Raw genomic sequence first — 23,498 nt, 5'->3', positions numbered from 1 at the left:
CATATAAACAAGAAGAGGAAAAATTCTCCAATGGATATCGAAGTTGGCATAATAGAAACAGTATTAGTCGCACTGGTGATTCTGTTTACAGGTTATTTTTGTAACAGTAAAGTCGCCTTTTTAAGAAACAACAATATACCAGAGCCTGTAGTTGGTGGCATCATATTTTCATTTCTTGCAGCAATTGCACATAGCTTATTTAATTTTCATGTGCAGTTTGATATGAGCTTTAAAGCACCGTTGATGACAATATTCTTTACAACGGTTGGATTAGGTGCAAGTTTTAAACTTTTATTAAAAGGTGGTCCTAAAGTTGTTTTATTTTTAGGTGTTGCAACCTTGTACTTATTGATTCAAAACGCCCTTGGCGTATCTTTAGCTATGGCTTCAGGTATTGAGCCACTAATGGGTTTAATTGGTGGTTCTGTTACTTTATCTGGTGGTCATGGTAATGGCGCAACTTATGCTGATTTATTTATTACAGAATATGGTATGCCCTCAAGCTTCTTTGAATTAGCAATGGCGGCAGCGACTTTAGGTTTAGTGTTAGGTGGCTTAGTTGGTGGGCCAGTAAGCAAACGTCTAATTACTAAATACAATTTAAAAGCTGACGAATATCATGAAGAACTCGATGACACGGTTACTTTTAATCCTGAAGATCACGATTTAGTAACCCCTAAATCTATGATGGAAACACTTTTCATTATTTTATTATGTATGACATTAGGCCACTTAGGTTATGTTGGTTTAAAAGAAGCAGGCGTTGTATTGCCTTCATTCTTAATACCCTTGTTATTTGGTGTGATAGCAACTAATTTATGTGAATTATCTAAGGTATATAGTATCAGCCGTGCATGTATCGATTTATGGGGTACCATGGCGTTATCACTATTTTTAGCTATGGCATTAATGTCACTAAAAGTTTGGGAGCTGGTTAATCTTGCTGGCCCTATGGTATTTATCATATTCGCCCAAACTATCGTATTAATGTTGTTTGCTTATTTTGTCACTTTTAGAATTATGGGGAAAAACTATAATGCTGCAATTATGGCAGGCGGCCATTGTGGTTTTGGTTTAGGTGCAACTCCTACAGCCGTTGCTAATATGGAAGCGTTAGTTGCACGCCATGGCCCCTCTCCACAGGCTTTTTTAGTTGTGCCATTGGTTGGTGCGTTCTTTATAGATATAACCAATGCGTTAGTTATTCAGTTTTATTTAAGTCTGCCTTTTGTAACTCCCTAAGTGCTTATTTAAAATACAATTTTAAACCAAGGCGATAATATGTCTTGGTTTTTTATTAGAATCCTCTTCTTTTATAATTTTGAACTATTTAATTACTTACTTTTATTATGACCTCAATTTTTACGTTTGTTGTATTTTTCCTGTTTCCTTTATGTTCTGTGATTTATGTTTATAGATTTCGAGGCCAAGCTAGGTTCAACTCTTTTGCAGAATATCTACGAAAAGGTTAGCCAATCTTTGCGCCTTTAAATGTTTTTCTTTATATGTACAAAACGCTTTGCACAAAAAGCATTTGTTAAAACTGAGAAGTTTAATAAATTAAATATCGTTGAAGAGAGCTGGCAAAAAATCGCACAAGAAGCACAAGGACTGCATGATAAAGGCTTTTTTGAACAAAACGATTTCAAAAGAAAATAGCAGTTTTTATGATGTCGGTTTTCGTACATTCTACAAATATTGCTGGAGTTAATTCTACTGTACTTGATACGTCACTAGCCTCAACTCTGCTACATTGTCCAAAAACTGTTGAATTATTGAATCAAATACCTTCGGTCAATGGTGCTATGTTCACATTACTACTTACAAAGTCAAAATTAACCCGTCACTTAGATCCTGTTGCCTGTTCTTTTAGGTACTATTTAGGGTTAAATACACCTAATAATGAATGCTGTTTTATTAATGTTGATGGTACTAAACAATCTTGGAAAGATGGTGAAGCCTTTATTTATTATGACACGTGTCTGCATTATGTAGAAAACAACAGCCAAGATATACGTTTAATCCTAATGTGTGACATCGAGCGTCCAATTAATATTTTTGGGAAGCTATTTAACAAAATTTATACGTTTTTAATTAGTAAGGTGTTGGTGCCTAATTTACCCGATGATCAAGCCGGTATCGTTAATAAATTATTTGCTAAAGTGACACCTTTTCTAACAGCCTTTAAAAAGCAAAACCCAAAGTTATATTATCCATTTAAGTGGTGTTTTAATCTCATTTTATTATGTGTTTTTTTAGGTATATTAATTTTATTAAGTAACGTGTTATTTTCAATGATATTAATAGATTAAATAATTGGTCATCTCAAATCGTAGTTTCATACATCTTAGGCGAGATTTACATAAGCCAAGGTCTATAGGTTGAATATGTCACTTACCCAAGCACGGGCTAATGGTATATTTTAAAACATAATATTGCGCATATTCAGGTCTAAGTATTGCAAAGCACTATGGCTGAAAAACAGACCCAATTGACTACCCAAGGAAAGTTAATTGATGCAGAGGCTTATGATGTCATATCACAGCGCAGCTAAACTTTGGCTATCTGAAAATAATAGCAAGATGAAAAATTGGATACCGCAGAAATGTCTTTATATTAAATAGCATTTTTCTGACTTATCAATTACCTGGCATATGTATCGTTCAATATATTTAAGCAATATATAAACACAAACTTACAAATCAATTTACATATATTTATAGGTTTTTGATATTATCATCTCAATTGTGCTTTCAAGGTGAATAAAATGAATCAAAAATGGATAAAAGGCCTATTACCTGTTGTTGTTTTAGCGTCATGTATTGGTAGTTCTGTAACAATTAATGCGATTGCCAAAAATACTGAAGAAAAAAAAGCAGTTGATAGTCGCCCAACTGTTAAAGTGGAAAATATAACAGCAAGTGATCATCAAATTGTAATTACTAGTTATGGAGAAGTTGCACCTTTAGAAAGTACGCAACTAGCAGCGCAAGTTCAAGGTGAAGTCATTCAATGGCATCCAAGCTTTATTCCTGGTGGCTTGGTTCATCGTGGTGATATTTTATTCACTATTGAAAAAGATAACTATGAAGCAGACTTATTACAAGCTCAAGCTCAGTTGGTTAGTGCTAAAGCGGCATTGATAGAAGAGAATGCAAAACAAGAAGTCGCTATTGATGAAGCGAAACGTTTTCCTACTAAAAAGTTCACAGATTTATATCTTAGAAAACCTCAAGTATTAAGTGCACAAGCTGCAGTAAAATCTGCTCAAGCAGCTCTAAAGCGTGCACAACGTAATCTAGCAAAATGTGAAGTTAAGGCTCCCTTTGATGCCCTAGTTATTTCAAAAAATATCGGCCTTGGTCAATTTGTTAACACCGGCTCTACTGTTGCAGTACTAAATAACATAGAGTCAGCTGAAGTGTTGATACCAATCGCTGGCTTTGATAGTGCGTTTTTACCAAATAATTTAAATGGCTTACATGCGACAGTTAGTAAAAAAGGGCTAAATGCTTTTAAACGTGATGCAATTATCTCTCGTGATTTAGGCGTAGTAGATAGTGATACGCGTATGAGTAACTTAGTTGTTAGAATTCAGGACCCTTACGGTTTGGATTCTGATTTGCCCGTGATTAAATTCGGCAGCTATGTTGAAGTTAATTTTGCAGGACAAACACTGCAAAAAATTTATAAATTACCACAAGAACTTGTTAATAACCGTACAGTTTGGGTTGTAGATTCACAAGACAAGTTAGAAGCCAAGCAAGTGCAAGTAATTAGAGAGGAAGGAGAGTTCTTTTTAGTTAATCAAGGTTTAAACAATCAAGATAAATTAGTTGTTACCTTACCTGAATATCCTCAAAAAGGGATGCAGGTAAATATCGCTGATTCTGATGTTTTAACGACTGAAAAATTGTAGTAAAAGGAATTTATAAATATGACACAGCAAAAACAAACAGGGATCATAGCTTATTTTGCTAATAACCCCGTTGCCGCTAACTTGATGATGGGATTTATCATCATTATGGGTATATTGAGTTATTTAACAATCCAAAGGCAAATGTTTCCAAATATTGAAATCAATTACATCAATATCAATGCATCTTACCCAGGTGCATCACCCCAAGAAATTGAAGAAAGCATCTTAATAAAAATTGAAGAATCAATTAAAGATGTAACAGAGATAAAAAAAGGTGTATCCCGGTCATTTCGTAATAGTGGCCGTATTTCTTTAGAAATCGATCCAAATAAAAATTTATCGGATGTATTGGATAAAATTAAATTAAGAGTTGATGGCATAGCCACCTTCCCTGCTGGGATGGAACCTGTCACTATTTATCAAGCGGAGTTTCAGCAAGATGTTATAGAGATGTCTCTAGTCGGTGATTTACCTTTAACACAGCTAAAACCCATCGCCCAACAAATAGAAGACGAATTATTGCAACTTCAAAACGTATCTTTAGTTAATTTAAATGTACCAGAAGATGAAATTGCAATTGAAATACAGCCTGAAAACTTACGTAAATATAATTTATCTTTAAGTGATGTAAGTAATGCGATAAGCCGACATTCAGCTAATTTTTCTGCAGGTCAGTTACGTACTGATACTGGTTTTATTTCTGTTAGAATCGAAAACCAATATTATAATGGTGATGAATTCCGCCAAATACCAATAAAAATAGGTGAAAATGGCGCAAAAGTGTTATTGCAAGATATTGCTGTTATTAAAGATGGTTTCACTGAAGGTGAACGCTATTTTAAATATTCTGGTAGTAACGCGATGTTTATGTCAGTTAAAGCGACTAAAGATCAAAATATGATCCCTGTCGCAGAGTCTGTTAAAGCCTTTATTGAACAAAGAAATAAAACATTACCTCCTGGTTTAGAGCTAAAAACCATAGTTGATATGACTTATTATCTCAACGCACGCCTAGATATGATGCTGAAAAACCTCATTCAAGGTTCAATCATGGTAGCACTGATGCTCACGCTTTTTTTACGCTTTAAGTTAGCAATTTGGGTGATGATAGGCTTACCTGTGTGTTTTTTAGGTGCTGTATTGATGATGCCAATTTTAGGTGTAAGCGTTAATATAATTTCCCTATTTGCTTTTATTATGGTTTTGGGGATTGTAGTTGATGATGCAATTGTAATAGGTGAAAGTGCCTATAGTGAAATCGAAAAGTCAGGAGGTGGTGTTGAAAATGTTGTCAAAGGAGCTAAAAAAGTAGCTACTCCTGCAACTTTTGGTGTACTAACAACTATGGCTGTATTTGCGCCATTCACCCTATCAAGCGGTCCTGAAAGTGCTTTCTTTTACGGTATCGCAGTTGTTGTTATTCTATGTTTAGCATTTAGCTTAATTGAATCTAAACTCATATTACCTGCACATTTAGCTCACTCTACCTTTACCCCTATTCCTGAAAACAGTTGGAGAGCGAAGTTTAATAAACGTTTTATGGGATTTGTAAATGGACCTTATAGACGTGCAATAACAAGAGCGGTTGAGTGGCGTTGGTTAGTCTTATCTGCGTTTATTGGATTACTGATCATTAGCTTTGCTTTGATCTCTTCTAATTTAGTACGTACGGTTCCAAATCCAAAAGTGCCACATGATTTCCCAAGCATTGAAATTGAAATGAACGATAATATTTCAGATCAGCAAACAATTTCTGCTTTAAAAACAATTGAAGCGGTTGTTTGGCGAGTTGAAGAGCAAACCAAGTCTGAATTTGATCAAGGCATGGTAAGAGACTTACTTGCATTTAATCAAAGCAGAACTGAAGCAAGGATCTTAGTACCTTTAGTTGATGAAGATTTGAGACCATTTAGTACATTTGAGTTATCTCGACGCTGGCGTGAGTTATTGCCAAAAATACCAGGATTAAAATCAATCACTATACAAGATGATGTGAATGGCTCAGGTTCAGACGGTGAGTTTGGCTACCTGCTATATGGCCCAGACGTTGAAACTTTGAATAAAGCCGGACTACAATTTATTGCGATGTTACAACAAGAAAAAGGTCTGTTTGATATTAGTTCAACCATTGATCCTGCCAGTAAAGAAGTGCAATTAACTTTATTACCCGTCGCTTATGATTTAGGACTCGATCTGGTAACAATCGCAAATCAAGTTGGTGCGAGTTTTTATGGCGGTGAAGCACAACGTGTAATACGAAACGGTGAAGAAGTTCGTGTCATGGTACGTTACCCTAAACTCACCCGTGAAGCTTTTGCCTCACTTAAATATACTGTTATCTCAACTAAAAACGGCAAAGAAGTCATGCTGGGAGATGTGGTCGCTTTGTCTGAAAAACCTGGCATAAGCTATATACGCCGTGAAGGTGGTTATCGTACAGTTTATATATATGGTGCCATTGATGAAGAAACTGTTGAACCTAATGAAGTAGTTAAAAGCATAGATGACACGCTTTTACCTGAACTTAAAAAGTTATTTCCAACGGTGAAAACAGAACTTGGAGGCTCTATAGAAGAGCAACAAGCGCAACAAAATGAGCAAATATTGTTTTTTGTTGCTGGGATGATCATTGTTTATATATTACTTGCTGTGCCACTTCAAAGTTATACGCAACCTCTTATTATTATGTCAGTTATTCCATTTAGTTTAACGGGGGCAATTTGGGGCCATTTCTTCTTTGGTTTAGATTTAAGCATGATGTCATTCTTTGGCATCATAGCTGCCGCGGGTGTTGTGATCAATGATAGTTTGGTAATGACAGATTATATTAACCAAGCTCGTAAAGCTGGCGCATCTATACGTGATGCTGTATTAGAGGCTGGTTGTGCAAGATTCAGAGCAATCACATTAACCTCTATTACGACATTTGTTGGTGTATTACCGATTATGTTCGAAACCAGCTTACAAGCAAGGTTTGTTATACCTATGGCTGTTTCGCTTGGTTTTGCTGTGATGTTTGCGACTGTGATCACACTGGTATTAGTGCCCTGTTTATACATTATAGGTCAAGATGTTCGTACCCCAATACGTGCATTAAAACGTAAATTTTCAGCGCGTAAGAATAAAACGGACACTGCTGAAGCTTAAATTTAACACCTAAAACAAAAATGTCGTCATGCAATATGACGGCATTTTTATTTATTAAAACCAGTAATAAATGAACATACAAATTTATTACAATTACCTAATTTAAAACAAAATATAAGTAAATAATTTCCACAATTTAAATAGAACAAAAAATATGAAATCACATTTGATAAATTTCTTTGTCATTGTTTTCCTTTGCATTATAAATGCTAAAGCGTTTGTTATTTCTCCTGTAAATGAATTGGAAGCTGTTATTGTTACCTCTTTCTCTTATGCAAATGATCACAATATTGCCGATAAACTGACGCCAATAGCAAAAAATTGGGTGAATGCAATGCGTACACAATTAAAATCCATTAGTATTGGAACTGGTGTGCCCCTTACTTAAAATGATGAAGATATCCTCACTAAGATATTCTAAATTTTTCAGAAACAACAATGATAGTCCTGAACAAAATAGGTTTATCTCAGCCGCCTTTTTTATATTTATACAGAATATATTTCATAAATTAAATCATGAGTAATCTCATACTTACCTAACATATAATTGATATAAGGGAGTCACAGGTATGGTTTACTTGATTTACAGTATAAATACATGATATTTTGCATACAATATCCATGAAATGTGAGTGAATTATGAAAACAACTACAAACAGAACAAGAATCATTTTTTTAGCGGTTTTAGCCTGCTTGATCTCAATCATTTATGTATTTTCACAAAATAATAATACCGAACTAACATCGAGTGAAACTAACGCCATACTTTCAAGTCATGTCAGTAATACAACAACAGATAATTTAACCTCTGATGAACAGCGTCAAAAAAGTAACGAACAATTTTCTGAAATAAACCATGATGTAATGAGTAATAATATCTTAGATGATGATAAATCAACTAAAGTTAATCAAACTACAATACTTAAAAAAAGCGTGAATTCTAAGCTTGCTTTAGATGCGCTACCACCACAACCACTTCCGGAAGGTCAGGAAATAAAACCCTCAAGACAACATCAACATATGCCACCTCCGGCACCAGATAGTAAATATGCAGTAGATCATCAACATTCAAATAGACCAGATATTGGGACTGTAGAAAAACACTAAATTCAATGTTAGGTATTCGTCAAACAGTTTATATCACTGTGATAGCAGGTGCAGTTTATTGACGCCTAATGAAAAAGCCAACGACCTAGTTGGCTTTTGTTAATTTTTTAAAAGAACTTTAAACTTGTATTCCGCATAAAAACTAAGAATGAAGTGATTAAAACTATAATGGCTGTCGAGATGATAGGTAAAAATAATATTACTGCATTAGTCATTTTATAACTTATTATCTAATAAATTATGGGTGGTATTTTACACATGGTACACACACCCATCTTCTTTGTTGGATTTAGAATTATTTAAAACACAGTAAAAAATGGTATTAAGTATTTACGACCATTTGATTTATAAACTTTCTTTTTAATTCATTTATAAATTTTCGAAGCACAACGGGTAATTTATTTTGATATGAATGGACTGCATATACATCTCTTTGCTGCCCTGAGTACTCAGGTAAAACCCTCTGTAATTGCCCTAATGTCAATTCTTCTTTTATAAAAACAGACGGCAGCAGTCCTATGCCTAATCCACACTTTATACTGTTAATTGCACTTGTTGATGTATTCATTTTTATCAAAGTATTACTATCAAAAATTAAATCTTCATCTTTAAGACAGTTTATAACACTGTCTATTTGCCAGGGTAAAACGACTAAGGATTGAATGTTTAAATTTTCGCTTGTGATCTCTGTTGCATTTGCAATGTATTTAGGCGATGCGACCAGTACACTATCGAGTTTACCAATTAATACAGCTTTATAATTACTGTCTTTTTGTGGGCCGACGCTGATAGCCAAATCTAGTTGATTATTAAGTAAATCTAAACGTTCATCAGTGTAGATTAACTCAGGTGTAAGTTTTGTGTACTCATCACATAAATTAGCAATAATCGGTGTGATTAAGTTTGTTTCAAAAGCATGGGGCGCTGTAATTGTAATACGCCCAGCGGGCTCATTATTATATGTATCTAAATCTTGTAATGTATCAGATAGTAAATTGACTAATTGCTCACTTCTTTTTACTAGCAACTCACCTGAAGGTGTTAAGTTTAATGTGCGTGTACTTCTAGTTAATAATCTGGTATCCAATGCAGTTTCTAGTTGTGTTATGTACAAACTAACAGCAGATTTTGTATGACCAAGTGAGTGTGCTGCTAAAGTAAATGATCCTTTATTAACAACTTCATCAAACACTAACATTTGATATGCAAGTTTCTTTTGTTCAGATTTAATGAACATATATTTCACTTTTTAGGTGATTATCTATTATTTGATAAACAATATACTTAACTTAATCAAATAACAAGGAAACACATCATGAGCCAATCAATTAGAAAAGAAGTAATGCAAGCGAGTCAAAACTGGATAAATAGCTTTAATAATGGTGACGTAAATGCGTGTATAGACAGATATACATCAAATGCATTTATGCAAGTACATCCTTTTGGACGCTTTAATTCTAAATCTGAGATATCTAATTTTTGGCAAGGTTTTGCAAAAAGTAATCCAACAGATTTAGTTTATAAAAACGTTCAGATAAAAGTACTCAGCGCTACACAAGCTATATTATCTGCAAACTGGAGTATGAATATTGCTAGTGGTTTTATTACAAAAGAGCTTTGGACTTTAGCTGACGATGGTCAATGGTATTTAGAAGAAGATGATTTTAGTGTTTTAACACAATTGAGCGAACCTTTAACTGATGATAAACGCTCAGCTTTGGTATTGGTTGACTTTCAAAACGATTATTTTGAAAATGGTAAATTTCAATTGGAAGAAACTAAGATCGCAGCAAATCAAGCAAGTAAATTATTAAATAAATTTAGAGATGAAAATCTGCCTATTATTCATATACAACATATTTTCGAAGACAAACAAGCTGCTTTTTTTGCTCCTGAATCAAATGGCATTGAAATTCACCATAGTGTCGCCCCTAGAGATAATGAAGTTGTGATTGTTAAACATTACATAGACAGCTTTACTGATACAGATTTGGAGCAAACTTTAATATCGCTAGGCATTCATAATCTTTTGATAGTCGGCGCTATGGCACAGGCTTGTGTTCAAACAATCTGCAGAACAGCAACCCATAAAGGCTATAAATGTACTGTTATTGAAGATGCAATAGCAGCACCAAAATTATCGTCTAAAGATGAAGATTTTACAGGAAAACAAATTGTTGCTGCTAATTTATTATCTTTAACCTTTGGTGGCGCAAAAATAAGATCCCTTGATGACTTGTTATAAATTTTGAATAAAAAGGCAAGCATAGCTTGCCTTGACGGGGCATGAAGGAATGCTAATTCATTGAACACGTGTTCAAACTACATGGCGTTTGCAACATTTAAATTGCAAAGCAATAAACCATTTCATATTCAAAACTCATTTAGTTTCGCAGTACAGCTAAAAGGTGTCTCGTTTGATAAATCAGCTTCAAGAGCTGTGTTAGGTAAAATGGAGGTACAACCATGAGAGCTTATCCATTAATCATTTTTTTTTATGGATAATGTAGCTGCAAAAGGTAAAATTTCTAAATCTATTTATGCAGATTTAAATAATAAACAAAATTCTGCATTTAATATCAAGATGTTATTTAACGGATTCATGAGTTCAGCATATGTAAGCCAAAGTAACTGTTCAACTCAAGATTTACTAAAACAAATAAAAATATTATCTAAGAGAGTGTCTGATATTGAAGCACTTCTGGATGAAAAACCTGAATTAAAAGCCTCGCAGAGAATTAGTGAAATCTCTGGTATCGTAATTGATGTGAGAGTCAGTGATTTTATTCCTTCACTTGCTCCTAAAATCAGAAGAAGTAATGGTGATATCCTTTATCCAAATGAAAAAAATATCAATGAGATGATAGCAAGCGGTCAAATAGAATCACTTTTGCTTCAGAGGTTGAATTCGCAATGGAACACCCTATTGTGGGTGACACGCCTTTATTAATAAAGGCGAATAAAATATGTAACAACAACAACAACAACTCTGTGATCATGTTAAATAATCAAAATGCTCAAAAGCTGATTTATTTAACAAAAAATAACATGTTAAAAGATACCGGAGTTATTATTGTATTAGATTAAGCAAATGCGCCATTACAGCCGTGTGCTTCAATTTGTAATACACACTGAGTAACGTTGAATTGTTTTTTCAATAGAGATTCTACCTCTAAACGGCATATTTCATCATGCTTGCCTAAAGTACAAGCGTGCTTTAATACAATATGTACACCTACGCATATCTCTTTGTTTTCAATTTTAATAATCAAGTTATGAATATTATCAACGTGATCTAGCTGCCGTAAGGCTTTTTCTATTTTTTTAACTGAAGGTAGGCGTACGCCACAAAAGAATAAGCCGATGACACACTTATGAACGAGTTTTAAACCGGTTACTAATACAAAAATTGAAATTATCATACTTGAAATAGAATCTGCAGCTAACCAACCCGTATAATGAATCACAATACTGGTTATAAACGTTATGATTGTGGATAATAAATCAAAAAATGTATGAAGAAAGACCGCGTATACATTTATGCTATCCTTTCTTCCTCTATATAATACGAAAGCAGAAATACCGTGGAATAAGAACCCAACTGCAGCAATTGAAGACATGATAAAAGTATTAACTTCTAATCCTGCGTGATGTTCATGCTCTAATAATCGTTCAGACCCTTGAAATAAAATAAAGCCACTGATCAATAGATATAAACAGCCATTAATTAACCCGCCAGTTAACTCTGCTTTACGGTAACCATCACTAAAAGTTGTTGCAAGTTTAATTGCAAGAGCAGAAGCAATTAAAGCGATAAATAATGAACTATTATGAACAAACAAATGGCCTGCATCTGCATACACAGCAAGTGAGTTGGCATAAAAAGCACCGATAATTTGTATAATCATAAAGCTACAAGTGATGGCCAGTGCTGTTAATAAACGTCTTTGAGAAGATTTATGGGTTGTAATATCTGTCATTTAAAAAATATATAATGTTATATAATCGCAATTGTATCCTCCGTAACAATCAAAAGCACTTTAATTTTCAATTATTACAGTTAAACACTTAGCTTATCTTCATTTTTGGATATCTACATGGTACATTTTACATATTGTATGCAATTGAGGGTTTAACATGACATTAGGCGTAGGTGGCTCTACGATAGAGAAAGAGCTAAATAAATTGTCAGATATGACAAAAGAGATTGATTCAATATCTAAAAATGAATTTGAAGCGCGTATTTATAAAGCACAATCGTTAATGCGTGAACAAAATATTAAAGCTATGTATCTAGATGCTGGCACTAATTTATATTATTTTACAGGTTTAAAATGGTATAAGAGTGAAAGGCTTGTAGGTGCTATTTTGCCAGCTCAGGGCGAATTAGAGTTTATCGCACCGCATTTTGAAGAAGGCTCTTTAAGAGATCATATGCTTATTCAAGGCCGTTTTAATGGTTGGCACGAGCATGAAAGCCCATATGCCCTATTTGCAAGTACTTTAAATAAAATGAGGATCTCATCAGGTAAAATTGCTATTGATGAGTCGGCTTCATTTTTTGTTTTTGATGGTTTAAGGAAAGCAGCGTCGCATTATGAATATGTTAATGGTTCAGATGTGAGCGCATTATGTAGGCAAATAAAATCAAAATCTGAAATTGCACTGATGCAGCGTGCAAAAGATATGACAATTGAAGTACACAAAGCTGCCGCTAGGGTTTTACATCCAGGCATAACAACATTGGAAGTAACGCAATTTATAAATGAAGCGCATAAACGAGTCGGTGCAACAGGTTCTTCTTTTTGCATCGTGCTATTTGGTTTAGCCACCTCATTCCCTCATGGTGTTAAAGATCCTCAGACCTTAAAAGAAAATGATTGGGTATTAATAGACACTGGGTGTTTATTACATGGTTACAATTCGGATATCACAAGAACTTATGCTTATGGAGAAGCAACAGCAGAGCAAAGAGCTGCTTGGCAGGTTGAAAAAGATGCTCAAATAAATGCCTTTAATGAAGCTAAATTGAATGCACCTTGTGGCAATGTTGATGACGGTGCAAGAACAGTATTAGAGGCTCATGGGTATGGTCCAGACTATCAGCTACCAGGCTTACCTCATAGAACGGGTCATGGATGTGGCTTAGATATCCATGAATGGCCATACTTAGTTAAAGGAACAGAAACAAAACTTGCAACTGGCATGGTATTTAGTAATGAACCTATGTTAGTGATCCCAGGAAAATTTGGAATCCGCTTAGAAGATCATTTTTATATGGATGACAATGGACCAGTATGGTTTACAACCCCTTCTCACTCGATAGATGATCCTTTCGGATTAGAAGCTTAAACATGTTAAAAAGCATCATTTTTATGATGCTTTTTTTATTAATTTAAAATCTGTCTAATATTTACAACTATCTAATTTTTATCGTCTATACTTTAATTGAATAAAAGAAAACATTTAGTTTAAAATGTTTTAAATAAAATATAATAATAAATTAAATATCTTAGCTATAACTAAGAAAAATTTCTGTCAGGGAAAACTTGCTCAAAAGATTACGTCCAATTCGGTGCAATCATGGAGATTAGTTATGACAAAAAATTTATATTTGAATTTTAGTTTTTTAATACTGACATTTTTGTGTTTTTCTATTAGTGCAGCTAATACAATCAGTAACCCCAGTAACCCATTTAAACTTGCTGATAACAACTCACCAAAAACCTTAAATGAGCAAATCACAGACTACGAAAATGCAATTGAAGAACTCGAATCTGCTGAAGGCGTTTATAGTGATAAGTTAGCTCAAGAATTAGCCAATTTAGCCGACATATATCAAAAACAACAAAAGCATGATTTAGCGATCACCACTTTTAATCGTTCTCTTCATTTAAATAGAATTAATGATGGATTATATTCAAAAGCGCAAATTTCCATTTTAGAAAAAATAATTCTAAGCTTAAAACAGCAAAAAAAATGGAAACAAGTTCATGAGAAGTACAATTATTTATATTGGCTGCATAATCGTAATTTTGCCGAGCAAGATGAAGAGATGTTACAAGTTTTGGTTAAGTTGGCTAATTGGAATTTAACATCTTACGCCATGAGCTACTCTCCTAGCCCTGCGCAAGATCTCTATAATGCACATTACCTATATAAAATGGCGTTAAATATTAGTGAAACAGTTTATGGTGAATTTGATAAGCGCAATATATATATATTGAATAACAAATTGATAATAAACTATTTTTTTGCAACTTTTGATATTTCACAGATTAATTCAAACTTAATAGATAATACCGAATATACCACTACAACGAATTATCAAAACCAAATTATTTCACTCAAACGTACCAGCTTTTCAAATGGTAGAGATACAATATTAAATGAAATTGAGATATTGGAAAATCAGACGCAACCGGATTATTTTACTATTTCTACAGTTAAACTGAAACTTGCTGATTGGTATTTATTATTTGAAAAAAGGCAATCCGCTATGCATTTATACAATGAAGCTTATCAATTTGCGATGCTAAATGATGCTGGTAATACATTTACTGAAGACTTATTCCAAAAACCAATTGCACTTCCTTATTTACCAAATTTGGCCACTAATACCCGAGAAAACATATCGAAGGATTTATTACTATCAAATACTAAATTCATACAAGCATCTTTTGATGTGACTAAACATGGTCGAGCAAAAAACATAAGGGTTGTTAATTCAAATATGAAAGAAAGCACAAGGTTAAGATCACTTGCATTAAAATCATTGAGACATACTAAATTCAGACCTAAACTTGTAAAAGGAATACCGATAAAAACCGAACAAATGAAACTACATATCTTTCCGAAATAAATTGGAGTTATATAATGAATACAGCACTTAAATTATTTTGTATGATGACTTTGATTTTTATTCTAGTGGCGTGTAAGTCTACCCAGACGCCTGCGCCTCCAAGTCAGCCGCCTTCGAGTTCGCCACCATCAAGCTCTTCGGCTTCAAAGTCTACACCTACAAAGTCGAGTCCCCCTTCTCAATCTCAAAGTAGCACTAAAAGCCAAAGCCAAAGCCAATCAAAGCCTTCATCTCAAAAGAGTCAAACTCAAGCACAAACGCGCTCTAATGATTCAGCACAACAATCAGAGCAACAATCAGCACAACAATCAGCACAACAATCAGCACAACAATCAGAGCAACAATCAGAGCAACAATCAGAGCAACAATCAGAGCAACAATCAGAAGATACATTTGGTAATGAACAAAGTAAACCAAGCAATAAAGAAATAGACTTTTCAGAAGAGGAAGCAAGTACATCCTCAAGTTCACAATCTAGTGCTAGTGAACAATCAAGCTCAGGTGAACAATCAAGCTCAGGTGAACAATCAAGCTCAGGTGAACAATCAAGCTCAGGTGAACAATCAAGCTCAGGTGAACAATCAAGCTCAGGCGAACAATCAAGTTCAGGCGAACAATCAAGTTCAGGCGAGCAATCAAGTTCAGGTGCACAATCAAGTACTGGCGCCCTTCAGTCTACCAGAGGAGAAATAATCGCAAAGCTTGAAGATAAACTGAATAAATCAATGAATGATTACGATGGCATGATACTGAGTGAAAGAGCTTATATTCAAAACAAAGGTAGTGAAGAAGGCAGTGAAGAAGAAGTAGAAAATGCAAATAATGGCAGACTTTATGACGATGTCCTCAATGGTGAAACTGATTCTTCTCAATCTACACAAAGAGGTATGAATTCGGATTCGAATTCAGGAAACGGATCAATGCCAATGCCTAGTAGACAACCTGAAGGAGACTTTAAGCATTCAAAAAATCAGCAAATATATGCACCCCCTACTGATATTCCCAGTGGTGAAGATGATGATATTGTTGCAAGGCAAATCAGAGAGGCAGCACTTAAAGAAGCTGATCCGATTATTAGAGAAAAATTATGGCAAGAATATCGAAAATATAAAAATCAAGGTAAGGAGTAAATGAAATGCTAAAATTTATACATGTTCTAATTCCTTTAATCATTTTGCAGCTAGGCTGTGCAACAACAGAGGTTAAAACGACTAAAGTAACCCCTGTCATACTTGTAACCACTGAAATTTCAGATGCACATCTGCTTGATATTGGAATACGAGTTTTTGATCCTGGTTTAGATAAGCTACAAGAATTAGATGATGATGCTATCTATTTCCCCGAAATACGTGTGGCTGAAGCGAGTTATTTTCCCTATCTATTAATGGAAACACTACAAACAAGTGCCGCGTGGGGAGCTGTTAGGGTTGTCCCTTTGGAGCATGATTCAGTAGATGTTTTAGTCGCTGGTGAAATACTTAAATCTGATGGTGAATTACTAACACTTAGCATAAAAGTAACAGATGCAACGGGTAAGCATTGGTACACTAAAGAATATCGACATAAAGCAAGTAAATATTCTTACAATGCTAAAATGCAGTTACCAAAAGAGCCCTTTCAGAATGTATATAATCAAATAACAAATGATCTATATCTATATCTAAAAACACTACAGCCCAATCAATTAACTAAAATAAGGCAAATATCAGAATTAAAATTTGCTAAGTCTTTTTCTCCGAATATGTTCGAGGGCCATTTATCACAAGATCAATCGGGCAATTATTCTGTGAACAGGCTGCCTGCCGAGGGCGATCCTATGATGGTTAGGATCAGACAAATAAGAGAGAGAGATTACTTATTTGTTGATACGCTTCAAGAATATTACGGTCGTTATGTTAAAGGCATGAAAACCCCATATCAAACCTGGCGTAAAGAAAGCTACAATGAAGTCATAGCTATGAGAACAATGCAAAGAAAGGCCAATAACCAAAAGCTCATCGGGGCAGCCTCTATCATCGCTGGTATTTTTGCTACAGGACACTCAAGTGGTGCAGCTCGTGCAGCAGGCACCGTCGCAGTGGCTGGTGGTAGTTACATTATTAAAGATGGATTCGATAGAGATGCTGAGTCTCAAATTCACATAGAGGCACTTCAAGAGCTGGGTGATTCATTAGAGGCTAACTTAGAAACACATGTTATAGAACTTGAAGATCGCACTATTACATTAAGTGGTACTGTTGATAATCAATATGAGCAATGGCGAGAAATATTAAAAGATATCTATAAAGTTAATGTAGGTGAATAACAGCTTATGATGCTTGTTATATAAGCGATTACCCATGACAAGGAAGTTGGTTTTAAATGAATTAATTTTAAATTTAATAATGCAATTCATTAATTTCTAAACTATATATTAAACATAGAAAAGATTTTAGATTATTCGTTAACTTAGGAGGCTGGATGACTCATAAAGATACTTCGGAACAACAAGAACAGGCGATAACTCACTCTAAAACTTTTGAATTAAATGATAAAAATATAAGGAACTCAAATACTAAGTTTAATAGCGTTAACTTTTATTACCTTATAGGGATAACAGCCTTAGTTTTCGCTTTGATTTTTGTTATTTTTTATTTACCAAAAAATATCTCTAAACCTGAGTTAGAAACTGATAGTAAAGTGTTTATGGAGAAAGAGTTAAATAAAGCAATTGATGAATCTCCATGGCATGAAGCACAATTATCAAAACATCGAAAAACCTCTCAAACAATTTTGGCTAAAGTGCTTGATAAACAGAATATACTCGAACAGCATCATGTTGAGCTATGGGGAAAAGAGAAGTTTGATCTGGCTTTTGAAAAAGCGAAACAAGGTGATTTATCTTATCGGCTTCAGGAGTTTAATAAAGCGATTTCACTCTATACTGAATCGCTCACTGAACTAACTAATCTAGAGCATGAAATTGAACAACACTATCAATTGTATTTAAATAAAGGCAGTGAAGCTTTAGCTAACAATAATGCAACGAGAGCAAAGAAACAATTACAAATAGCCATGTATTTAAAGCCCACAGACGTTGAGGCACAAAAAAAATACGATCGTGCACTAGTATTAGATGAGGTACTCTCATTAAATAATGAGGGTGTCATTTTAATAAAAAATAAATCATTAGATAATGCTAAAAAACGTTTTTTAACTGCTATAGATTTAGATAAAAACTCTCAATTAACACAAGATAATTTAAAATTAGTTGAAGCTAAAATCACACAAAGAGATTTCTCTAAAGCCATGTCTCAAGGTTATATCAGTTTAAATAACCATGAATTTAAAACTGCCATAAAGTATTTTACCCAAGCACAAAAAATAATACCTGATTCGAATGATCCAAATGCAGCAATATTACAATCTAAAAATCAACAAACACAGAGTCAAATTTCGAACATATTAAAATCAGCCTTAGAACTAGAAAAGTCACTTAAATGGCAAGATGCTGCTAAAGAATATAATAAAGCTTTATTAATAGATTCAAGCCTTACCTCAGCACGAGTGGGCTTAATAAGAACTAAATCAAAAGCTGACTTAGAGCATAAACTTAATGGCATTATTAATTATCCAGCGCGGTTATCAAACAATAATGTGTATCAAGAGGCACAAAATATTTATAAACAAGCAACTGAAATACAAAACCCAGATGTAAACCTACTAAAACAAATCACATCAGTACAACATATTTTGAGGCAAAGTAAATTACCAATCAATATTGAAATTTTATCTGATGATTTAACACGTATCACTATTTATCGTATTGGAGATATTGGTCATTTCACCAATAAAAATATGTCTCTAAAACCAGGTGAATATACTTTAATCGGCTCAAGAAATGGTTATAGGGATATTAGAAAAGTTGTGAATTTACTACCTGGCAGTAAAAATAATAAAATTCTTGTTAAGTGCGTTGAAAAAGTAAATAACGGGTGAAGTTATGAATAAAGATTCAAATTTTACGAATAACTCAAACAATATAATTAAACCGTCAAATTTTGTGCCTTCAAGTGAAGTGATAGCGCATAAAAAAAGTCAATTTAGCACAAAGCATCTGGTACTGGTAATTCTATTATGTATCAGTATTATCGCGATATTATATGTGTTTACTGCTAAATCAGTTACTTTCAGCACTATGCCCGCTTCTAAGAATATTACTTTATCGGGTGGCTTCTACGTTAAAATGTCAGATTACTATTTAATGTTGCCTGGTAAATACAGCTTAAAGTCAGATAAAACAGGATATTATCAACTTGATACTAGTTTTGAAGTAACTCAAGAACAAAATCAATCTTTCGATTTTGAGTTTACTAAGTTACCAGGAAATCTTGAATTAATTGTTAAACCCAAAGTCAAAGTCGCAGTAAAAATAGATTCTGAATCTGTTGATTTAATAGATGGAATTATAAAAAGCATTCCTGCTGGAGATCATACTTTAATAGTTTCAGCGAATAAATATTTTGACTACGAAACTCCCATAACAATTGTCGGTAAAAATAAAACTCAAAATTTAACGATAGATTTATCACCCGCTTGGGCTCAGATCAGCATAAGTTCAACGCCTACAGAAACTAAAATATTTAAAGATGGCATACATCTTGGTACGACTCCCGCCTTGCTCGATTTACTTCAAGGTGCTCATTCCTTAGTGTTTAAAAAGAAAGGTTATCAAGATGTTCAAAGAAATATAGATGTAATAGCGCTAAAAAATGAAACAATGAGAGATGTGCATTTAGAAAAGTTGTTAGGTATTTTGAAAATTACAAGCTCTCCTAGTGGTGCAAGTGTTACCTATGGTAATGAGTTTTTAGGAAAAACCCCTATTTTAGCTAATGTAGTTCCTGATCAAAGTGCTTCATTATTGATTTTTAAGGAGGGATTTAAGCAGCATAGTCAAACATTAATTGTTAATTCTAATACCCAGGTTAATAAAAATATCAGTCTATCCCCTATTCTCGGTGATGTTAAGTTTAAAGTCGCCCCATCTGATGCTTTGATTTATATTAATGACACTTTGATGGGACGCGCATCACAAGATTTAACTTTATCTGTTAAAAAACAAAGTATACGAATAGAAAAGAGCGGATATGTTACATATCACAAAGACATACTACCTAATCCCACATTAGCACAAACATTTAGTGTTCAGCTTAAAACGTTAGAACAAGCAAAGTGGGAAAATATGAAGCCAATTATTTCAGATCCCTCAGGTGGAAAACTAAAATTATTTAAGCCGAAAAAAACGTTTTACGCAGGTGCTTCGCGTCGTGAACAAGGTCGTCGTGCAAATGAGATCAAGCGTACACTAAACTTATCTCGCCCTTTTTATTTAGGGTTTACAGAAGTTACCAATAAACAATTTAAGCAGTTTCAAAGCGAACACTCTTCTGGCAATGTAAAAGGTAAAAGCTTAAATGGCAAACTTCAACCTGTTGTAAATATCACTTGGATTCAGGCTGCATTATTTTGTAACTGGTTATCAGACAAAGAAAAATTAAACAATTTTTATGACATAAAAGATAATAAACTGGTTTCATTTGATAAAAATGCCACAGGTTATAGATTGCCAACAGAAGCTGAATGGATTTGGTCATCAAGATTTATAGATGACAAAATGCTGAAATACCCTTGGGGGGATTCACTGCCTCCAGCTAAAAAGTCAGGAAATTTCGCTGATATTTCTGGCGCAGCAATTTTGGGTAATGTGCAACCTAAATACAATGACGAATATCCAGTATCTGCTCCCGTTGCTTCATTTAATAAAAACCAAAAAGGGATTTATGATCTTGCTGGTAATGTCGCCGAATGGAGTCATGATTTATATGAAATTCAAACCGGTCTATCTTCAAAAGTGCAATATGATCCTATGGGGCCTCTAACAGGAGACTATCATGTTATCCGCGGCTCAAGTTGGGCACATGGAACTCGGACAGAACTAAGACTTTCATTTCGGGATTATGGCAATGATAAAAGACAAGATCTTGGTTTTAGAATTGCTAAATATGCTAATTAAGAGGCAAATTATATGGTTATAAAAATAAGTGTTTTTATGTTCTTAATTTTTACAACATCAAGTGTATCAAATGAAGCGATTAACATATCACCTACTAGTAATAAACAAGCAAAAATATCAACAAGTGATATTGATAAGCTAATAACTGATAAGCCTAAAAGAGTTTTTAGCTTATCAGAAAATAAACCAATTAAAAGTAACGAAAAACCTAAAAACAAAGATAAAAAGTTTATTCCGACAGAGTCTATTTCTGAAGACTTATCTGTTCCATTCCCTGTTGATATATAAAGGATATTTATTATGAAACGAAGTTCTGGCAGTGAATTTATATTCCAAATATTTTCTTTATTGATCTCAATTTTAATTGTACATGCAGTTTATGTTGCTGTGATCAGACCCAATGCAGACGCGCTTTTACAACAGCAAGAAGCACAGCAACAAGCCGGTAGTGAAATTAGTACTCAAAGATCCCTTTATATAGTGCTAAAAGATTATGAACAAGAAACCTGCTTTATATTAATGTTTTGGGTATTGTTGATCATGGCATTTAAAGCAAAAAAAACTGTTCATGAAACTTCAATGCTAAATTTTTCAGTATTAAATATTCAACAAGGTACCAAGGTTTTGCCAGAAGATGCCAATAGTTTATGCCGTCCAATTGAGAACCTGTCAAAAGACAAACAAGTATTGTTATTACCACGCACAATTTTAATTGCACTAAAGCGATTTATAGCAACAGAAAATATCGCAGCAGTTGCGACCGCTATAAAAGATACCTGTGATTCAGAAGCTGATAGATTAGATAGTGAATTAGCAATGGTCAGATATATTTCTTGGGCAATTCCCTCTATTGGATTTATTGGTACTGTACGAGGAATAGGTGAAGCATTAGGTCAAGCGCATAAAGCTGTTGAAGGCGATATTATTGGGGTAACCAATAGCCTAGGTGTGGCATTTAACTCAACCTTTATCGCTTTAGTGATCAGTATATTTATCATGTTTTTCACTCATCAATTGCAACTATTTCAAGAACGGCATGTACAAAATACACAAGATTATTGCGATGAAAATCTGTTAAATCATTTAAAAATTGATAGTTCAGAGGAGTGCTAAATGGATTTTATTGTTATCGAAGTTAATGACTTTCAACTTATAGTCCATGATAGTCACTCAAGCTCAGAGTCAAGAGCTTATGCATATATCACAAAAGATAAGCTTATATTTGGTGAAGATGCTTTACCTAATATCAAATTATCTCCTGATGACTTTTATTCTCATTTTTGGCAACGTTTATGTTATGAAGAAATTAACTGTAAAAATGACAGTATTAGGCATTTTGCAGATTTAGCGTATCAGCAGCTTTTAAAGATTACTGAAAAATATGATTCAAATATTCCAGTTGTTTTCATCACGCCATCTTATTACAAAGAGCAAGAATTATCATTGTTATTAGGTTTAGCCCAAAGTTGTAATTTAAATACATTAGCATTGGTAAATCAAGATGTAATAAATATTGAAGCTGTTGATTATATGGGTGATTATACTATTGGCCAATTAGGGTTACATAATTGTAATTTATCGAATTTGACCATTAGCAAGACAATTAAACTCAATGAGCAAAATATATTTCTTGAATTAGGGTTTATTGAGTTAGTTTGGTATATATCAAACTGGTGCAACCAAAAGTTTATTAAACATATCCGTTTTGATGTTTTTCATAGTGCTCACACTGAACAAAGCTTATTTAACCAAATTTATACATTGCTTATTAAGTTATCAAATACAGGACAATTAGCAGATACTGATATATCTATTAATGAAAAATCAATTAATCTAGAAACTCAAGATTTATTAGAAAAAATAGCTGAATTTTTTAGTGTTCTATTTGAAAATAAACCAAATGATGCTCCATTATATTTTACACATGACTTTTATAATTTAATTGCTAATACTCAGTATAAAAATGACGGTAAACGATTAAAAAAACCTTCTATATTCGCCTTGATACAAAACCTACTACCTTTTATTAAACAGCAATCTGGCGTGTGTTTATTGGAACAAATCCCGACTCTAAAACGATACCAACAAGATAAGGTTATAAATATCAAGCATGCCACACATATTGTATTTAATCATTTAAGTGTGGCATTTAAAAATAAACATGTGTACTTAAACAATCCTAATGATAAAAAGACCATACACCCATTTAGTCGACATCAAACATCCGAATCTTTTGCAGTTTTGACTCCCAATGGTAACAAAATCACCTTAACTTCAATTAGAGCAAAAAGCTTAACTGTCAATGGTGCATCCGTTAAAGATAATATTCTTTTAAACAATGCAGACATAATTTCAATTTCCGATAACTTTAATTTCGAATTAATTACTGTTGAAGAGGAGTTCTAATC

General features: G+C 33.7%; 20 protein-coding genes. 18 read left to right on the top strand and 2 right to left on the bottom strand.

Annotated elements, in window-relative coordinates; translation table 11 throughout:
• The first annotated feature begins 30 nt into the window (after positions 1-30).
• The 7 genes from gltS (at position 31) to PSA_RS22990 (ending at position 8,173) form a co-directional block, all read left to right on the top strand.
• Entirely contained in the window at positions 31-1,242 is a 1,212-nt protein-coding gene (gene gltS / locus PSA_RS23015) for a sodium/glutamate symporter (protein WP_059365057.1), read from the top strand.
• A 249-nt stretch (positions 1,243-1,491) separates the two neighbouring features.
• Positions 1,492-1,659 (top strand): hypothetical protein, encoded by a 168-nt coding sequence (locus tag PSA_RS25640; protein WP_157575828.1) that lies wholly within the window; start codon positions 1,492-1,494, stop codon positions 1,657-1,659.
• A gap of 8 nt (positions 1,660-1,667) precedes the next feature.
• Complete coding sequence (locus PSA_RS23010) at positions 1,668-2,312, top strand: aspartyl/asparaginyl beta-hydroxylase domain-containing protein (RefSeq protein WP_052380210.1); 645 nt, start codon at positions 1,668-1,670, stop codon at positions 2,310-2,312.
• Positions 2,313-2,767: 455 nt separating this feature from the next.
• On the top strand, positions 2,768-3,919 hold the full coding sequence (locus PSA_RS23005) for an efflux RND transporter periplasmic adaptor subunit (protein ID WP_042151114.1): 1,152 nt from the start codon (positions 2,768-2,770) through the stop codon (positions 3,917-3,919).
• Between the two features lie 18 nt (positions 3,920-3,937).
• The gene (locus tag PSA_RS23000; RefSeq protein ID WP_127924221.1) at positions 3,938-7,066 is read left to right on the top strand and encodes an efflux RND transporter permease subunit; all 3,129 of its coding nucleotides are present in this window, start codon (positions 3,938-3,940) and stop codon (positions 7,064-7,066) included.
• A 154-nt stretch (positions 7,067-7,220) separates the two neighbouring features.
• Positions 7,221-7,454 (top strand): hypothetical protein, encoded by a 234-nt coding sequence (locus tag PSA_RS22995; protein ID WP_042151110.1) that lies wholly within the window; start codon positions 7,221-7,223, stop codon positions 7,452-7,454.
• Between the two features lie 251 nt (positions 7,455-7,705).
• The gene (locus PSA_RS22990) at positions 7,706-8,173 is read left to right on the top strand and encodes a hypothetical protein (protein ID WP_042151106.1); all 468 of its coding nucleotides are present in this window, start codon (positions 7,706-7,708) and stop codon (positions 8,171-8,173) included.
• Between the two features lie 322 nt (positions 8,174-8,495).
• Here the strand turns inward: PSA_RS22990 and PSA_RS22985 are convergent, their stop codons facing one another.
• The gene (locus PSA_RS22985) at positions 8,496-9,410 is read right to left on the bottom strand and encodes a LysR family transcriptional regulator (protein WP_082305880.1); all 915 of its coding nucleotides are present in this window, start codon (positions 9,408-9,410) and stop codon (positions 8,496-8,498) included.
• 78 nt (positions 9,411-9,488) lie between these two features.
• On the opposite strand from PSA_RS22985, the gene PSA_RS24955 reads away from it, so the two are divergent.
• Both PSA_RS24955 and PSA_RS22975 read left to right on the top strand, forming a co-directional pair.
• On the top strand, positions 9,489-10,418 hold the full coding sequence (locus PSA_RS24955; RefSeq protein ID WP_082305879.1) for a cysteine hydrolase family protein: 930 nt from the start codon (positions 9,489-9,491) through the stop codon (positions 10,416-10,418).
• Positions 10,419-10,670: 252 nt separating this feature from the next.
• On the top strand, positions 10,671-11,123 hold the full coding sequence (locus tag PSA_RS22975; RefSeq protein ID WP_042151103.1) for a hypothetical protein: 453 nt from the start codon (positions 10,671-10,673) through the stop codon (positions 11,121-11,123).
• Between the two features lie 133 nt (positions 11,124-11,256).
• Here the strand turns inward: PSA_RS22975 and PSA_RS22970 are convergent, their stop codons facing one another.
• Positions 11,257-12,153, bottom strand: a complete 897-nt coding sequence (locus PSA_RS22970) for a cation diffusion facilitator family transporter (RefSeq protein ID WP_042151100.1) — start codon at positions 12,151-12,153, stop codon at positions 11,257-11,259.
• Between the two features lie 157 nt (positions 12,154-12,310).
• On the opposite strand from PSA_RS22970, the gene PSA_RS22965 reads away from it, so the two are divergent.
• From PSA_RS22965 to PSA_RS22925, 9 genes are all read left to right on the top strand, one after another.
• On the top strand, positions 12,311-13,525 hold the full coding sequence (locus tag PSA_RS22965; RefSeq protein ID WP_042151097.1) for a Xaa-Pro peptidase family protein: 1,215 nt from the start codon (positions 12,311-12,313) through the stop codon (positions 13,523-13,525).
• 244 nt (positions 13,526-13,769) lie between these two features.
• Positions 13,770-15,035 carry a tetratricopeptide repeat protein gene (locus tag PSA_RS22960; RefSeq protein WP_042151094.1) on the top strand — a complete coding sequence of 422 codons (1,266 nt, stop codon included), beginning with the start codon at positions 13,770-13,772 and terminating at the stop codon, positions 15,033-15,035.
• Positions 15,036-15,049: 14 nt separating this feature from the next.
• Positions 15,050-16,165 carry a hypothetical protein gene (locus PSA_RS22955; protein WP_059365055.1) on the top strand — a complete coding sequence of 372 codons (1,116 nt, stop codon included), beginning with the start codon at positions 15,050-15,052 and terminating at the stop codon, positions 16,163-16,165.
• Positions 16,166-16,170: 5 nt separating this feature from the next.
• Positions 16,171-17,340: a hypothetical protein gene (locus PSA_RS22950; protein WP_042151087.1), complete on the top strand. Its 1,170-nt coding sequence runs from the start codon at positions 16,171-16,173 to the stop codon at positions 17,338-17,340.
• 155 nt (positions 17,341-17,495) lie between these two features.
• Positions 17,496-19,013: a lipopolysaccharide assembly protein LapB gene (locus PSA_RS22945; protein WP_042151084.1), complete on the top strand. Its 1,518-nt coding sequence runs from the start codon at positions 17,496-17,498 to the stop codon at positions 19,011-19,013.
• Between the two features lie 4 nt (positions 19,014-19,017).
• On the top strand, positions 19,018-21,090 hold the full coding sequence (locus PSA_RS22940; RefSeq protein ID WP_052380209.1) for a PEGA domain-containing protein: 2,073 nt from the start codon (positions 19,018-19,020) through the stop codon (positions 21,088-21,090).
• A 12-nt stretch (positions 21,091-21,102) separates the two neighbouring features.
• Positions 21,103-21,378 carry a hypothetical protein gene (locus PSA_RS22935; protein WP_042151080.1) on the top strand — a complete coding sequence of 92 codons (276 nt, stop codon included), beginning with the start codon at positions 21,103-21,105 and terminating at the stop codon, positions 21,376-21,378.
• Positions 21,379-21,390: 12 nt separating this feature from the next.
• Positions 21,391-22,203, top strand: coding sequence for a MotA/TolQ/ExbB proton channel family protein (locus tag PSA_RS22930; RefSeq protein ID WP_042151078.1), 813 nt, complete (start codon positions 21,391-21,393; stop codon positions 22,201-22,203).
• Positions 22,204-23,496, top strand: a complete 1,293-nt coding sequence (locus PSA_RS22925) for a hypothetical protein (protein WP_042151076.1) — start codon at positions 22,204-22,206, stop codon at positions 23,494-23,496.
• Positions 23,497-23,498 lie beyond the last annotated feature (2 nt).

Source organism: Pseudoalteromonas sp. '520P1 No. 423' (genome assembly GCF_001269985.1).
GTDB lineage: Bacteria > Pseudomonadota > Gammaproteobacteria > Enterobacterales > Alteromonadaceae > Pseudoalteromonas.
This window is presented reverse-complemented; position numbering and strand designations above follow the sequence as displayed.